Genomic DNA, 13,869 nt, shown 5'->3' with positions numbered 1-13,869 from the left:
TGCAAGTAAAGACCGACCCTAATGAGATAAGTTCAGCTCAAGAATGTTTCAAGATGTTTTTTCTTTAGAACTTGAAAAAATGCCGCTCTTTTTGTCGGAGTAGTCGCGTGGTGGCTGTTCGGCAGTCTCTTTTTTCGCCTGCGAACTGTCTTTTTGCAACTGGCTCGCCATACGTAATTGCCGCATGGTGTCTTCGGCAAAAAATGGCAAGCTCGGTTGTGCTTGCTCTTGTTGCAGAATTTCTGAACTGTGGCTCAAGTAGGCTTTCAGTTTGTCTTGAGTCTCTTCGAGCTGCTCGACAAGTGCGCTGGCAGTAGCAAAGTGCTCGGCCACTTCTTGTTGATACGCCGCAAGTTGTTCGCGGCTTTGTTGTACTTGCTCGTTCAGGCGCGCCTCGTCAGAATGCTCTTTGAGCCAATAGCGAGCAACGAAAAAACCTACAATAGCTCCTGCTAAAACCAGAAGAATGCCAATGATTGCATTCATAAAAACTCCTTAACAACGCGCTTCACATGATAAACTAGTTGCACATAGCATAATCCAGAATAGGGTCGAAGTGGTAGTGACAACGCAAAACATCACCCCATTGAGCAAATATGAAGCGGACTTAGCGTCCGGCGGATTCACCCCTGATGCCGCTCAGCGACGTGCCGTTGAGGCCTTACAACGATTGTATGATGAGCTTGTGCACTACCGTCATCAGCAAACCGGTGGTGTGCTAACAACGTTAAAGTCATGGCTCGGCAATGAACCGCAGGCCCCACAAGGGATTTATTTTTGGGGTGGGGTAGGCCGTGGCAAAACCTATTTGGTCGATACTTTTTACGAAACCTTGCCATTTGAGAAAAAGTTGCGAGTTCACTTTCATCGCTTTATGCACCGTGTACATAAAGAGCTGAAAGAACTAAAAGGCAAGAGTGACCCATTGCCCATCATTGCCGAAAAGCTTGCGAGTGAAGCACAAATTGTCTGCTTTGATGAGTTCTTTGTACAAGACATTACCGACGCCATGATTCTTGGCACCCTGATGCAAGAGCTGTTTAAACGCAATGTCGTTCTTGTCGCGACCTCAAATATTATTCCCGATGAACTGTATAAAAACGGCTTACAACGGGCGCGTTTTTTGCCAGCGATCGAGCTTATTAAAAACCATTGCGAAGTGATTAATGTCGACAGCGGCATCGATTATCGCTTACGCACACTTACGAAAGCAGAAATTTACCATGCGCCGTTAGATGCCGAAGCTGACGAAAACTTACAACGTTACTTCACCGAGTTGGCACCAGACCACTGCAGCCGCAACACCGACGGTACGATTCGAATTAATGGTCGTGATATTCCAGTGCGTTTAGAATGCGATGATGTCGTCTTGTTTGACTTTGAGGCGATATGTGGCGGGCCTCGTTCGCAAAACGACTATATCGAGCTGGCGCAACTGTATCATGCGGTACTGATCAGCAACGTGCCGCAGCTTGGTGGCAACAGCGACGATGCCGCACGGCGTTTTCTCGCCTTAGTTGATGAATTTTACGAACGTCGCGTGAAGCTGATTTTGTCGGCCGCGGTTCCGCTCGAAGACATCTACACCGACGGCAAGCTGAAGTTTGAATACCAGCGTTGTATTTCGCGCCTGCAAGAAATGCAAAGCCAGGAATACCTAGCCCTAGAGCACAAACCCTGAAATGGGTAGCCCGTGGTTCTACCACGGGTCATGTCGAATTCAACGAACATGGTCAATAAGGTCAGGTTGGACCCGTGGTAGAACCACGGGCTACAAACAGCAAACAGCGAATAGCAAACATCGCCGTTGATCTTTTGAGCGGTTTTCCCTATAATCCGCGCAGCCCACGTTACAGGTACAACTAACCAGTGTGTGGCATAGCCACAACGGTTGTTGTGGTTCGCGGGGAAGCCCGGAACTACTGTCGTGAACCTTTAATAAAGAGTAAGTTTCAATGAGTACATTTGTTGCAAAACCAGAAACTGTACAACGTGACTGGTATGTTATTGACGCTGAAGGTAAAACTTTAGGTCGTCTGGCGACTGAAGTAGCCCGTCGCCTACGTGGTAAGCATAAGCCTGAGTACACGCCTCACGTTGATACTGGTGATTACATCATCATCGTTAACGCTGAGAAAGTAGCCGTAACTGGCCGTAAAGCTCAGAACAAGATCTATTATTCACACTCTGGGTATCCAGGTGGTATCAAGGAAATCAACTTCGAGAAGTTGATCGCCAAGAAACCAGAAATGGTCATTCAGAAAGCGGTGAAAGGTATGTTACCTCGTGGTCCACTGGGTCGTGCCATGTTCCGTAAACTGAAAGTATATGCAGGCACCGAGCACAACCATGTTGCTCAACAGCCTAAACAACTTGAAATTTAAGACGGAGCATTAAGAAAATGGCAGAGAATCAATACTACGGTACTGGTCGTCGCAAAAGCTCTACCGCGCGCGTATTCTTGCGTCCGGGCAGCGGCAACATCAGCATCAATAACCGCACTTTAGAAGAATACTTCGGTCGTGAAACGGCACAAATGGTTGTTCGTCAACCGCTTGAGCTTGTTGACATGGTTGAGAAATTCGATTTGTACATCACCGTTAAAGGTGGTGGTTCAAGTGGTCAAGCTGGCGCAGTGCGTCACGGTATCACTCGTGCACTTATGCAATACGACGAAGCACTACGTGGCGACTTGCGTCGCGCTGGTTACGTTACTCGTGACGCGCGTCAAGTTGAACGTAAGAAAGTTGGCTTGCACAAAGCTCGTAAGCGTCCACAGTTCTCGAAGCGTTAATCGCAAAAATTACCGTTTACGAAACTGTACGTTTCAGCAAAAGCAAAAACCCGGCCATTGTGCCGGGTTTTTTGTCTTTGTCCTTGTAAAAATCAGGGTATTTCTTTATCATCTGAAAGCATTTTTTTGCCGATTGTCTGTGCGCAAAAGCACAAGCAATTCTAACGCAGCAGCTAATTACTGACTTTGCGGCGATGTCCCGCAAAGCGTCCAAACTGGAGAGTAAGTGGATGAGCAATGCGCCTGTAGATAAAGGCCGCCGTCGTTTTCTGACTGTCGCAACCTCTGTGGTTGGTGCAGCAGGCGCGGTGGGTGTTGCCGTTCCTTTCATTGCGTCATGGAACCCGAGTGCGAAAGCGAAGAACGCGGGTGCGCCAGTGGAAGTGAACATCGGAAAAGCCGAGCCGGGTCAAATGATTCGTGTGGAATGGCGTGGTCAGCCTGTATGGGTTGTGCGTCGTACCCCAGAAATGCTAAATAGCCTTGAAGGCTTAGCAGATCAACTGCGTGACCCTAATTCAGAAGAACCACAACAACCAGAATACGCGGCTAACTTGTACCGTTCGCGCAAAGAAGAATACTTTGTCGCCGTTGGTATTTGTACGCACCTTGGTTGTTCGCCACAGTATCTTGAGGATTCTTTTGGTGAGCAAGTCGAAGGTATTAGCGCTGGTTTCTTCTGCCCTTGTCACGGTTCGAAGTTTGACATCGCTGGTCGCGTCTTCTCGGGCGTACCTGCGCCGTACAATTTGGTGGTGCCGCCGCATTACTACATTGACGACAACACCATTTTGGTGGGTGAAGACGGGGAGCAAGCCTGATGAAAAAACTAATCGCATGGTTTGACGAACGCATTCCGATGACCAAGACGTGGAATATCCACCTCGCGCAATATCCAGCTCCGAAAAACTTTAACTTCTGGTACTTGTTTGGCGTGCTCGCCATGCTGGTACTGGTGAACCAAATCCTCACTGGTATTTGGTTAACAATGAATTATGTGCCTTCTGCAGATGGCGCTTTTGCTTCAGTTGAATACATTATGCGTGATATCGACTACGGTTGGTTGTTGCGTTACATGCATTCGACGGGGGCGTCCGCCTTCTTCGTGGTGGTCTATCTGCATATGTTCCGCGGCATGATGTACGGCTCCTATCAGAAGCCTCGTGAATTGCTGTGGGTCTTCGGTATGCTGATTTTCTTAGTGCTGATGGCCGAAGCCTTTATGGGTTACTTGCTACCTTGGGGACAAATGTCGTACTGGGGTGCTCAGGTTATCATCTCGCTATTCGGTGCGATTCCGATTATTGGTGATGATTTGACGCTGTGGATTCGTGGTGACTATGTCATCTCGGGTGCTACGTTAAACCGCTTCTTTGCACTCCACGTGATCGCATTACCATTGGTATTGGTCATTTTGGTGTTCTTACACATCATTGCGTTGCATGAAGTTGGCTCGAACAACCCTGAAGGTATCAATATCAAGAAGCCAAAAGGCTCGGTACCTGAAGAAGAGAAGCCGAAGTTCAAATTCCATGAACGCTTTACCAACAAGTATGACATTGTCGATGCTTTCCCATTCTTCCCGTATTACGTCGTGAAGGATTTAGTAGGTATTGGTATCTTCTTGTTCTTGTTCTGTTACGTGATTTTCTTTGCCCCAGCAATGGGCGGCTTGTTCCTTGAGCCACCGAACTTTGAGCCGGCAAACCCATTGAAAACACCTGAACACATTGCGCCAGTGTGGTACTTCACACCGTTCTACGCCATTTTGCGTGCGGTGCCAGATAAACTGCTTGGTGTCATCTTGATGTTCGGTGCCATTGTCGCGTTGTTCTTGTTGCCTTGGATTGACCGCGGCAAAGTACGCTCGATTCGTTATCGCTGTGGCTTCCACAAAGTTAATTTGACGTTGTTTGTCATTAGCTTTATCGCGCTTGGTTACTTAGGCCTGAAACCAGCAACTGAAGTGTATACTTTCTTTGCGCGGGTCTTCACCTTCTTGTACTTCGCCTTCTTCGTTTTCCTGTTCTTCTACAGCAAAAACGAAAACACGAAGCCAGTTCCAGAGAGGATTACTAAGTGATGAAACAGTTTCTGAAAACGACGCTACTGGTAGCCGCGACAATTTGGTCAGTTGCAGGTTTTGCAGCTGGCCCAACGGTTCCACTTGATGAAGCTAAAGTTGATCTACACGACAAAGCCTCTTTGCAACGTGGCGCGCAGTTGTTCATGAACTACTGCCTAGGTTGTCACTCGATGGAGTATCAACGTTATAACCGTACCTTTAACGACTTAGGTATCCCAGAAGACCTAGGTGAAGCGAATCTGCAGTTTACCGGTGAAAAAGTAGGTGACTTGATCACCAACGCTATGCCGACTGAAGCTGCAGGCGCATGGTTTGGTACTGCGGCACCAGATTTAACCTTGGTAGCTCGTGTGCGCGGTGCCGACTGGATTTATACCTATCTCCGTTCGTTCTACGTGGATGAGTCGCGTCCGTTTGGCGTGAACAACACGGTGTTCCCAAATGTTGGGATGCCGCACGTTTTGCAAGAGTTGCAAGGGGTGCCACGCAAAACGACCGAACAGCGTATGATTGACGGTGAAATGCAAGACGTTTACGTAGGCATCAAAACCGACGGCAGCGGTATGCTGAGCGAATCTGAATACGACCAAGCAATGTTAGATCTTACTAACTTCTTGGTTTACACCGGTGAACCGATGTTGCTTGAGCAGCGTCGTTTGGGCTGGAAAGTATTCGGTTTCTTACTGGTCTTTACTATTTTAGCTTGGTTACTCAAGCGTGAATTCTTTAAAGACGTGAAGAAGAAATGATGGAGAAAGACATGTCGGTTGCGGCAAATAAACGGTCAGTGATGACCTTGTATTCGGGACGTAATGACCTTCGTAGTCATCAGGCCCGAATCGTTCTCGCAGAGAAAGGCGTGAGTGTTGAAATCACTTACGTTGACAGCGACCAAATGCCTGAGGACTTGTTACAGTTGAATCCGTATCCGGATGCGCTGCCAACCTTAGTCGATCGTGAGCTGGTTCTCTACAATGCCCACATCATCATGGAATACCTTGATGAGCGTTTCCCGCATCCGCCATTGATGCCGGTTTATCCGGTTGCTCGCGGAACCAGTCGCCTCATGATGTATCGCATCGAACGTGACTGGTTCAGCTTGGCTGACTCTATTGAAAAAGGTGGTAAAGGTGTCGAAGCGGCGCGCCAAGAACTCCGCGAAGGTATTCTTGCGTTGGCGCCAATTTTTGCCGATACGCCGTACTTCATGAGTGAAGAGTTTACCCTTGTGGACTGTTACTTGGCGCCATTATTGTGGCGTCTACCAAGTTACGGTATTAGCCTAGAGGGTGCAGCAGCGAAGCCGATCAAGGCTTACATGTTGCGCGTTTTTGAACGTGATTCCTTCCAGGAATCGCTGACCGATATCGAGCGAGACCTCGGCCGGTGAGTGATTTAACTGCAATGACCGCACGCCGCCCGTATATGCTGCGGGCGGTGTACGAGTGGCTGGTTGATAATCAATTAACGCCACACCTTGTGGTTGACGCTGAGCAGCCGGGCTGCCAAATTCCTTTCGAGTTTGTCAAAGATGGCCAGATCGTGCTTAACATCGCACCTTCAGCGGTCGGCAATTTACAGCTCGCAAATGACCGCGTTGAATTTAACGCGCGTTTCTCTGGTAAACCTCATCGGGTCTACGTTCCTATGATTGCCGTAGTTGCGCTGTACGCACGTGAAAACGGTGCTGGAACAATCTTCGAAGAAGAGCCGCAATTGCAAGAAGGTGACGCAGGTGAAGTTGAGTCTACAACGCCTCAGCAGGGACCATCAGCGGTGATTGATGGTGCGCAAGACGATGATGCGCAACCAAGCAAGCCGAGTAAGAGCAAACGACCAAACCTCAAAGTTATCAAATAAAAGTAATGGGTAGCCCGTGGTTCTACCACGGGGTATTTCGAATTGAACGTACATGGTCGAAAGGTTAGAGATGACCCGTGGTAGAACCACGGGCTACCACGAGTCCCGAAAAGTGCGAAGCAAACAAACACCGAGTAACGGTGTTTTATCTGATTTCAAAAGCGTCGATAACGCGCTGTACACCATTGGTATTACGTGCGACCTCGACCGCTTGCCGGGCCATTTGCCGATCAACTAAGCCCATTAAAAACACTTCACTGTTCTCAGTGACGACTTTGATCTTCGCCGCATCAATGGCTTCGTCAGTCACGAATTTCGCTTTAATCTTACTGGTGAGCCAACTATCGTTACTGATAGTTTTGAAGCTGATCACCTCACCGATACGAATTTCATTATGTACACGCTGTACCCCAGCGGTATCACGGGTCATACGCGTAGCAAGTTCAGCAAGACCATGACTTTGCGCTTGGCCCATTAAGAGTACCGAGCGGTTAAAAGACACCACCTGAATACGACTATTGGCAAGGCGCTCTTCACCTTTAAGTGCGGCAATAACTTTAATCTCGATGGCTTGATCGTCGACTTGAGTGCCAACCGTGCGCGAGTCCGTTGCCGACGAAATGCCGACCGCGGTCGCGCCCACCAGAGCTGCAGCGCAACCCGACAAGGTAAGCATTGCGGCGAAGGCGAGTGCGCCTAATTTTGCCTGAGTTTTCATGCGTCATCCTCCTGCGGAAAAATCTGTTGCTCGGCTAGGCTGCAGAGCATATTCACCAGCTGCAGTAAGTGTTCACTTACGCGCGCGGCGTTTCGTGAAGGTATTCGAATCTCAACATCGTCAGGACCAAGGAGACCAGCGACGTCTTGGTCGGCATCATTGGTTAACGCAATAATTAGCATTCCACGACTAAGGGCAGCTTCCATCGCGCGACTTACGCGGGGGGCGCGTGCGCCGGCACTTAATACAATGAGCAGGTCGTTCGGTTGACCCACCGCTGAGATTTGCTGCGCAAAAATAGCTTCGTGCTCATTTGCACCAAAGTCGGCGTGTAATGCGTTCACCGGAAACGGGGGACGGTCGAACTGTAAGCCAGTGAGCATAATGTGTGAGAAGTGACGGGCGCTGGCATGCGCCATACTCTCGCCACAACAGTAGACTTTCTGCCCACGTAATAACGAATCTACCAAAAGCTCCCCAGCATTAAGTAGCGGCTCCTGCAATAAATCTGCAGAAGCAATCTGGGTCTGAATACATTCGGTAAAAATGGCCTTGACCGGTTCTTCCATAAATCCTCATTAAAAAGCATCAGGCAACCAATAAAGTTGTTCGGGTTGCTCACAAATGGCGACGACATCGAACCGCATAGGCGTCTGATGCTCATCGAGTTTGTGCGATAGTAAATAAAATTGCGCACTGCGTCTAATGCGTTGACATTGGGCCCGCGTGATTTGTTCGACAACCGTCGCAAAATCCTCGTTCTTGCGATATTTGACCTCAATAAACACCCAATGTTCTTGGTCGCGCATAATGATGTCGATTTCGCCAAGCTCACAGCGATAATTACGTTCCACTAAGCGCAACTGCTGATCCTGCAAAAAGGCCAACGCTTGCGCTTCGCCAGCATTCCCCGTAGCTTTAGGTAACATCCATGTTCCTCATTTACGCCGATGGTGATTGACGCTTTAGTCAGCGGTCACTTCGTCAACCGGTTGCACTTGGTGGCCATCGTATTGTGCCCAAGCAAGCTCGCGTTGCACCTTTGTGCCGCTCCAATGCAACTTGCCGGTTAGCCCGTCTAAAGAAAGTCCCGGTAGGCTTTTTAGTTGTTGGCGATGTTGCGTCAGTAACATCACATCGTGTCCAAATGCTGCCAGCCGTGCAAGGTCATAGCTCCAATGCCGACGTTGCTGTAGCAGCGCTTGTAGGCGCTCGTAAGCGGGATGCTTAGGTAGTAACCAAGGCAATTCGGTAAAACGCACATTATCGAGGTCGTTTTCGCTTAATGCATCGCGGCGGATATGACTGGCGGACGTTGCGTAGACCGGGATGGTGTCCATAAACGGCGAAATATTAACGTCGATGAAGGGTTTGAGTAGACGAGTTTGTTCAATACCCCCCGGTAAAAAGATCGCATCAATGTCCGCACGGCTGCGTGCTTCGGCATCCACCAAAATCTTTCCGGCGGTGATTTTAACCTGCCAAATGCGCTCCTCGCTATCCGTCACGCCGAGCTTTTCTTGGACGATTGCTTTCATATCGTCTGGGGTGCGGTAAACACCGGTGTCCACAGCGCCGTCGGGAACGGCATCGAGGAACGCCTCTTGAAACGCGGTAATCGCCTGCTGGCCACGTTGGCTTTCAGCAGCAAGCACCAAAGCGCGTTGATACCCACGCTTAGCGAACGTTCTCGCGATCTGACTGTATTCGGTCTCCGGCTCAAGGGCGTACCAAAGCGTCGGTGGTGTGGTAAAGCGTTCGAGTGAATTCAACGCAATCCAATCCACGTTACTAACGGCTTCGGGTTCTATTTGGGCGAGGTTGTCTTTGAGCAGTGGGCCAATCACGCTGGTCACTTGTTGCTGCTGAATAACCTCACCGAGTTGACTGAAGTCATAGCCTTGGCTGTCTTGAATGATGATCTCAAAGTTCTGATGGCCTTCGAGTGCCATCACCATGCCATCGAGAACCGCTTGCCCTTGTTCTGCGTATTGACCGCTCAATGGCAATAGCACCAGAGCGCGCTGCGTGCGTTTGGTAGCGACGAGGGTCTGCTTAAGTTGCGCGGCAACAGCAAGCGCTGGGTGATTTGCATAACGCAACTCCCAGTTTTGTAGCGCCGCCGACTCAGAGCCATCGACGATGGCGTGGGCAGCTTGCGCCAAACGGAGCCAACCTTGCGCAAGTCGACTGTTAGCCGTCAACGCAGATGGCTCAGGGGCATGCCGTAGATACAGCCAAGGTTCGTTGCTGTCGTCAGGGGCTATATCGGAATCGAGCAACGCTAGCGCGTAACTTGCCGCTTGTTGCTCGTCGCCGAGCTGCCAGGCTAAATCGCGTGCCAGTCGCATGGCAAGCGGGCGATCGCTGTCGCTCAGACGAGTTAAATCATCAAGTAAGGGGCGCAGCTTGCGTTGCGCCGCCATGAATTGCCCTTGGCTGGCTAACCACTGGGCTTGCGCGATGGTGAAGCGGCGTTGCTGAGCAGCATTAAGCGCCGTAGGGTGGTCTTCAAGTTCGCGTTCTACTTGACTAAGCAGGGCGGCGCTACTCTGCCATTCATTATTGGCCTGCAGGCGCAGTGACTCTTGAACCATAAAGGCTAACTGCAATTCGCGGCTTGGGAGTTGTTGCACCTCGTCGAGCAACTGGGCAATACTGCGGGCCGAGCTTTGTACTTCTGTTTGGCCGATCTCGCTGGGCGGCTCGGTTGGCGTCACCGGCGTGCTCGGACGTTTGGATTGTTGCGTCGCACAGGCGGTTAGCATGCAAACAAGTATGCACGCGGTTAACTTCTTTGGCACAATAGCGGGGTTCACCAGTCACACTCTTTTCGCTAGGTTGAACATGTCCATACTATAAACCTAGGGCCGCAGGGACACAATGTAACGGGCCAAATCTTACAAGGGGTTAACATGTCGCAGACATCAGCAGGTACGTTATACATTGTGCCGACACCCATCGGTAATCTCGGCGATTTGTCACCTCGGGCGCAAGAAACTCTAGCGAATGTGGCGGCCATCGCTGCCGAAGATACCCGCCACAGCCGCAAATTATTGCAGCAATTTGCAATCAATAATGAAGTCTTTGCCCTGCACGAACACAATGAACGCGAACGCGCTCAAGCGGTTATTGAACGCCTGCAAGGTGGCGATTCGTTGGCGTTGATTAGTGACGCTGGTACGCCGCTGATCAGTGACCCAGGTTATGTGTTGGTGCAACAATGTCGCGAGCAGGGTATTCGTGTGGTAGCGCTCCCAGGACCTTGTGCAATCACCACCGCATTATCAGGCGCTGGCTTGCCGACGGACCGATTTACCTTTGAGGGCTTCCTGCCAGCGAAGCCGCAGCAACGTCGAAAAACCTTGAGCGAACTTGTGGCCGAGCCAAGGACCATGGTTTTCTACGAGTCACCGCATCGAATTTTGGCAACCTTAAGTGACCTTGAAGAAGTACTCGGCGCCGAGCGTAAACTGGTGTTGGCACGCGAGCTAACCAAGCAGTTTGAGACCTACCTCAGTGGCAGCATTGCTGAAGTTGCCGCACAGGTGAATGCCGATAGTAATCAACAACGTGGCGAGTTTGTGTTGATGCTCGCCGGTGCACCCGTTACCGAGCAAGCGGGTGACACGCAAGCTGCGTTGCGTACGGTTACGTTATTGCGTGAACACATGCCACTAAAGAAGGCCGCCGCTTGTGCCGCAGAAATTCATGGTTTGCGCAAAAATCAGTTGTATCAACTGGCGCTGGAGCACGATAACACGTAGAATGCGCCGCAGAGTTAGCCAGACAATCGCTGCCTATGTTCGCATAGGGGGAGGAAAGTCCGGGCTCCATAGGGCAGAGTGCCAGATAACGTCTGGGCGGCGCGAGCCGACGACTAGTGCAACAGAGAGCAAACCGCCGATGGCCTGCTTGCAGGATCAGGTAAGGGTGAAAGGGTGCGGTAAGAGCGCACCGCGCGGCTGGTAACAGTTCGCGGCACGGTAAACTCCACTCGGAGCAAGGTCAAATAGGGGTTCTTTGGCGCGGCCCGCGTTGAACCCGGGTAGACTGCTTGAACGCTGAAGCGATTCAGTGGCTAGACGAATGATTGTCCACGACAGAACCCGGCTTATCGGCTAACTCGCCTTTTTCTTTTAGTCTCGCTTGGCGAGCACTTCAGCATTATGTTTCTTGGTAAACTTAATGAAGTGGTCGAGCTTCATGCTACGTCCATAATAAAAGCCTTGTTGGTAGTGGCAGCCCTTTTCAAAGAGAAAGTCGACCTGCTCCGCGTGCTCAACCCCTTCGGCGACAACTTGCATATCAAGGGTGTGCGCGATGCGAATCAGCACCTCAACCAAAGCCGTTTGCGTGTTGTTTTCTGGCACGTTTGACAAGAAGCCGCGATCAATCTTAATCACATCAATCGGGTAAGAGCGCAAGTAATTCAGGCTCGAATAGCCGGTACCAAAGTCATCGATAGCTAAATGCACTCCGGCGTCACGCAGTTGGCGCAGATTTGCGAGCTGCCCGTCTTTGTTGCGCATCAACATTGACTCGGTAATCTCCAACATTAAGCGATCCGGCGGCATGTTGGCGTCTTCTAAAGCAAGTAACCAGTTTTTGGCGGCATGCTTGTCGTTAAATTCCCGTGGTGAACGGTTCACTGCAACGGTAACGTCAATGCCGCGCCCACGCATCACTTGCCAGTCCTGAATCACTTGGCGCATCACGAACTCGCCAATCCAGATAATTGCACCCGTTTTCTCGGCGATTGGAATAAACTCACCAGGTGAAATTGTGCCGCGCTCAGGGTGATCCCAGCGAATCAGCGCTTCACAGCGGGTAAGTAAGCCAGTTTCCGTTTCGATGACCGGTTGGTACTCCACATGGAATTGCTGCGCATCCAGCGCATTGATCATTTCGTGGTGCAGCAAAATATGTTGTTCGGTAGTTTGCCGCAGGCGTTCATCGTAAAACGCAACGCTCATGGAACCACTCGATTTTGCCGCATACAGGGCGAGTTCAGCACACTTCACGATATGCTCGGCATCGGCTGCGTCACGCGGGTACAGCGCAATACCGGCACTAGCGGTAATATTGATGTGGTTCTGCGCAATATCGGCGGTATTCATGATGTCGCTGATCAATACCCGTGCTTGCTTTTCGATATCGCTGGTATGTTCAAAGTCCGACAGCACCACGACAAATTCATCGCCACCAATACGGCCGAGTAGGTCATGCTCGTGCAAACTATTTTGCAAGCGTTCGACCACATGCTCTAACAAAGCATCTCCGGTTTCGTGGCCAAGAGCATCGTTGATGTCGCGCAAGTGGTCTAAGTCAAACATGATGACTGCGAGCTCGTAGTCATCTTCTTTCGCGGCGGCAATCTCTTCTTCGAGCTGCAGGTGGAAATAGTAACGGTTGGGTAAGTCGGTCAGCGGGTCGAAGCGCGACTGGTAACTGATGGTATACACAGCTTTACGCAACCGATGTTGGGTTAAGATTAAGACGGCAAACGCCCAGACAATCAAGGAAATCAGCGAAATGCCGATGAGCCAATGTACCCAATACTCATGCTGCTGCTTGATCCAATAACCATCGCGCGGGGCAACCGCAAGCTGCCACACATCGTTGGGCACCTGCACATCAACAATGATCGGATCATAATCAAGCACGCTCGGCTCGCCAATGATGGCCTTGCCACCGTTCTGATCGTTTTTACGTGACAGGTAGAACAAATAATCAGGATTCCGATAAAAACCAATCTCGTGGAACAGTTTTTCGTGATCGATAACTAAGGACGCGAGTCCCCACAATTGACCTTCTTGCTGAAAGATAGGTAAACGCGCAATCAGCGCTGTGCCGCCTTGCACTAAGTCCACGGGGCCGCTTAACACCACATCTTGACTGGCAATGGCAAGCAGCACTTCATGGTACTGCGCCGCGACAGTGCGGTAGTCGAGACCGAGAATGCGTTGATTATTTTCGATCGGATATACAAACGAAACTTTGAGTCCCGGCGCCAAGGCAAGGTGGCTGATATCTAATTCGGGCGTTAAAAATTCGTCGAGTACGCGCTGCAAACGCAGGCGGTCTGGCGTATCTTGCCACAAAATCTCTGGCTTGAGTGCCTTCAGTACCAGGGTGTTGGCTTGAATGCGGTGCTCGATGGTAGCGCGCATGGCGCTGATTTGTTCAATACCACGGCGTTTTTGTGTTTCTAACTCACGGAGACGTTCGTTATCGATGATCGCGAAGACAGAATAGAGAAGTGCGGCAGCGATGAAGACCAAGCCACAAAAATCCCTCACCATTCTGAATCTCGCTTCAGCTGGCGATATAGGCTTACTGGTATCGACTAACTTACTGATTAATTTGCGCAATGTTTATTTATTGTTCTTGTTGTCTACGTTGCTATCG

Annotated in this window: 15 protein-coding genes and 1 other RNA gene; 10 read left to right on the top strand and 6 right to left on the bottom strand. The window is 50.4% G+C overall.

The window, feature by feature from the left end:
* Positions 1–48 precede the first annotated feature (48 nt).
* The gene (locus CWI70_RS06630) at positions 49–486 is read right to left on the bottom strand and encodes a Z-ring associated ZapG family protein (protein WP_126771639.1); all 438 of its coding nucleotides are present in this window, start codon (positions 484–486) and stop codon (positions 49–51) included.
* A gap of 91 nt (positions 487–577) precedes the next feature.
* On the opposite strand from CWI70_RS06630, the gene zapE reads away from it, so the two are divergent.
* The 8 genes from zapE (at position 578) to sspB (ending at position 6,740) form a co-directional block, all read left to right on the top strand.
* Complete coding sequence (gene zapE / locus CWI70_RS06625) at positions 578–1,681, top strand: cell division protein ZapE (protein WP_126772789.1); 1,104 nt, start codon at positions 578–580, stop codon at positions 1,679–1,681.
* Positions 1,682–1,955: 274 nt separating this feature from the next.
* Positions 1,956–2,384, top strand: a complete 429-nt coding sequence (rplM, locus tag CWI70_RS06620) for a 50S ribosomal protein L13 (protein WP_126771637.1) — start codon at positions 1,956–1,958, stop codon at positions 2,382–2,384.
* A gap of 17 nt (positions 2,385–2,401) precedes the next feature.
* Complete coding sequence (gene rpsI, locus CWI70_RS06615) at positions 2,402–2,794, top strand: 30S ribosomal protein S9 (RefSeq protein ID WP_034731302.1); 393 nt, start codon at positions 2,402–2,404, stop codon at positions 2,792–2,794.
* Positions 2,795–3,024: 230 nt separating this feature from the next.
* Positions 3,025–3,615 (top strand): ubiquinol-cytochrome c reductase iron-sulfur subunit, encoded by a 591-nt coding sequence (gene petA / locus CWI70_RS06610; RefSeq protein WP_126771636.1) that lies wholly within the window; start codon positions 3,025–3,027, stop codon positions 3,613–3,615.
* Positions 3,615–4,877 (top strand): cytochrome b, encoded by a 1,263-nt coding sequence (locus CWI70_RS06605; protein ID WP_373567106.1) that lies wholly within the window; start codon positions 3,615–3,617, stop codon positions 4,875–4,877. Before petA ends, CWI70_RS06605 begins: the two co-directional genes overlap by 1 nt.
* Complete coding sequence (locus CWI70_RS06600; RefSeq protein ID WP_126772786.1) at positions 4,877–5,629, top strand: cytochrome c1; 753 nt, start codon at positions 4,877–4,879, stop codon at positions 5,627–5,629. Before CWI70_RS06605 ends, CWI70_RS06600 begins: the two co-directional genes overlap by 1 nt.
* Before the next feature lie 11 nt (positions 5,630–5,640).
* The gene (sspA, locus tag CWI70_RS06595) at positions 5,641–6,270 is read left to right on the top strand and encodes a stringent starvation protein SspA (RefSeq protein WP_126771632.1); all 630 of its coding nucleotides are present in this window, start codon (positions 5,641–5,643) and stop codon (positions 6,268–6,270) included.
* A gap of 14 nt (positions 6,271–6,284) precedes the next feature.
* Positions 6,285–6,740 (top strand): ClpXP protease specificity-enhancing factor, encoded by a 456-nt coding sequence (gene sspB, locus CWI70_RS06590; RefSeq protein WP_126772784.1) that lies wholly within the window; start codon positions 6,285–6,287, stop codon positions 6,738–6,740.
* 145 nt (positions 6,741–6,885) lie between these two features.
* Here sspB and dolP read toward each other — a convergent pair whose 3' ends face one another.
* Genes dolP through CWI70_RS06570 form a run of 4 tightly spaced genes read right to left on the bottom strand, consistent with a single transcriptional unit; the run spans position 6,886 to position 10,226 of the window.
* A complete protein-coding gene (dolP, locus tag CWI70_RS06585) occupies positions 6,886–7,458 on the bottom strand; it encodes a division/outer membrane stress-associated lipid-binding lipoprotein (protein WP_126771630.1) in 573 nt (190 codons plus the stop codon).
* Positions 7,455–8,027 carry an SIS domain-containing protein gene (locus tag CWI70_RS06580; RefSeq protein WP_126771629.1) on the bottom strand — a complete coding sequence of 191 codons (573 nt, stop codon included), beginning with the start codon at positions 8,025–8,027 and terminating at the stop codon, positions 7,455–7,457. Before CWI70_RS06580 ends, dolP begins: the two co-directional genes overlap by 4 nt.
* 9 nt (positions 8,028–8,036) lie before the next feature.
* Positions 8,037–8,387: a YraN family protein gene (locus CWI70_RS06575; protein ID WP_126771627.1), complete on the bottom strand. Its 351-nt coding sequence runs from the start codon at positions 8,385–8,387 to the stop codon at positions 8,037–8,039.
* A gap of 36 nt (positions 8,388–8,423) precedes the next feature.
* A complete protein-coding gene (locus CWI70_RS06570) occupies positions 8,424–10,226 on the bottom strand; it encodes a penicillin-binding protein activator (protein ID WP_126771625.1) in 1,803 nt (600 codons plus the stop codon).
* Between the two features lie 147 nt (positions 10,227–10,373).
* Here CWI70_RS06570 and rsmI point away from each other — a divergent pair, with 147 nt between their 5' ends.
* Both rsmI and rnpB read left to right on the top strand, forming a co-directional pair.
* Positions 10,374–11,225, top strand: coding sequence for a 16S rRNA (cytidine(1402)-2'-O)-methyltransferase (rsmI, locus tag CWI70_RS06565; RefSeq protein WP_126771623.1), 852 nt, complete (start codon positions 10,374–10,376; stop codon positions 11,223–11,225).
* 10 nt (positions 11,226–11,235) lie between these two features.
* Positions 11,236–11,591, top strand: an RNA gene (gene rnpB / locus CWI70_RS06560) — RNase P RNA component class A.
* A 6-nt stretch (positions 11,592–11,597) separates the two neighbouring features.
* On the opposite strand, the gene CWI70_RS06555 is transcribed toward rnpB, so the two are convergent.
* Complete coding sequence (locus tag CWI70_RS06555; protein WP_126771621.1) at positions 11,598–13,763, bottom strand: putative bifunctional diguanylate cyclase/phosphodiesterase; 2,166 nt, start codon at positions 13,761–13,763, stop codon at positions 11,598–11,600.
* Positions 13,764–13,869: the final 106 nt, after the last annotated feature.

The organism is Pseudidiomarina homiensis, assembly GCF_003987225.1.
Classification (GTDB): Bacteria; Pseudomonadota; Gammaproteobacteria; order Enterobacterales; family Alteromonadaceae; genus Pseudidiomarina; species Pseudidiomarina homiensis.
The sequence above is the reverse complement of the archived record's forward strand: the minus strand, read 5'-3'. Positions and strand labels throughout refer to the sequence as shown.

Excerpts from the sequence above, each read along its gene's own strand:
- CWI70_RS06630 (WP_126771639.1), bottom strand. The coding sequence starts at position 486 with ATGAATGCAATCATTGGCATTCTTCTGGTTTTAGCAGGAGCTATTGTA.
- rplM (WP_126771637.1), top strand. The coding sequence starts at position 1,956 with ATGAGTACATTTGTTGCAAAACCAGAAACTGTACAACGTGACTGGTAT.
- rpsI (WP_034731302.1), top strand. The coding sequence starts at position 2,402 with ATGGCAGAGAATCAATACTACGGTACTGGTCGTCGCAAAAGCTCTACC.
- petA (WP_126771636.1), top strand. The coding sequence starts at position 3,025 with ATGAGCAATGCGCCTGTAGATAAAGGCCGCCGTCGTTTTCTGACTGTC.
- CWI70_RS06605 (WP_373567106.1), top strand. The coding sequence starts at position 3,615 with ATGAAAAAACTAATCGCATGGTTTGACGAACGCATTCCGATGACCAAG.
- CWI70_RS06600 (WP_126772786.1), top strand. The coding sequence starts at position 4,877 with ATGAAACAGTTTCTGAAAACGACGCTACTGGTAGCCGCGACAATTTGG.
- sspA (WP_126771632.1), top strand. The coding sequence starts at position 5,641 with ATGTCGGTTGCGGCAAATAAACGGTCAGTGATGACCTTGTATTCGGGA.
- sspB (WP_126772784.1), top strand. The coding sequence starts at position 6,285 with ATGACCGCACGCCGCCCGTATATGCTGCGGGCGGTGTACGAGTGGCTG.
- dolP (WP_126771630.1), bottom strand. The coding sequence starts at position 7,458 with ATGAAAACTCAGGCAAAATTAGGCGCACTCGCCTTCGCCGCAATGCTT.
- CWI70_RS06580 (WP_126771629.1), bottom strand. The coding sequence starts at position 8,027 with ATGGAAGAACCGGTCAAGGCCATTTTTACCGAATGTATTCAGACCCAG.
- CWI70_RS06575 (WP_126771627.1), bottom strand. The coding sequence starts at position 8,387 with ATGTTACCTAAAGCTACGGGGAATGCTGGCGAAGCGCAAGCGTTGGCC.
- CWI70_RS06570 (WP_126771625.1), bottom strand. The coding sequence starts at position 10,226 with ATGCTAACCGCCTGTGCGACGCAACAATCCAAACGTCCGAGCACGCCG.
- rsmI (WP_126771623.1), top strand. The coding sequence starts at position 10,374 with ATGTCGCAGACATCAGCAGGTACGTTATACATTGTGCCGACACCCATC.
- CWI70_RS06555 (WP_126771621.1), bottom strand. The coding sequence starts at position 13,763 with ATGGTGAGGGATTTTTGTGGCTTGGTCTTCATCGCTGCCGCACTTCTC.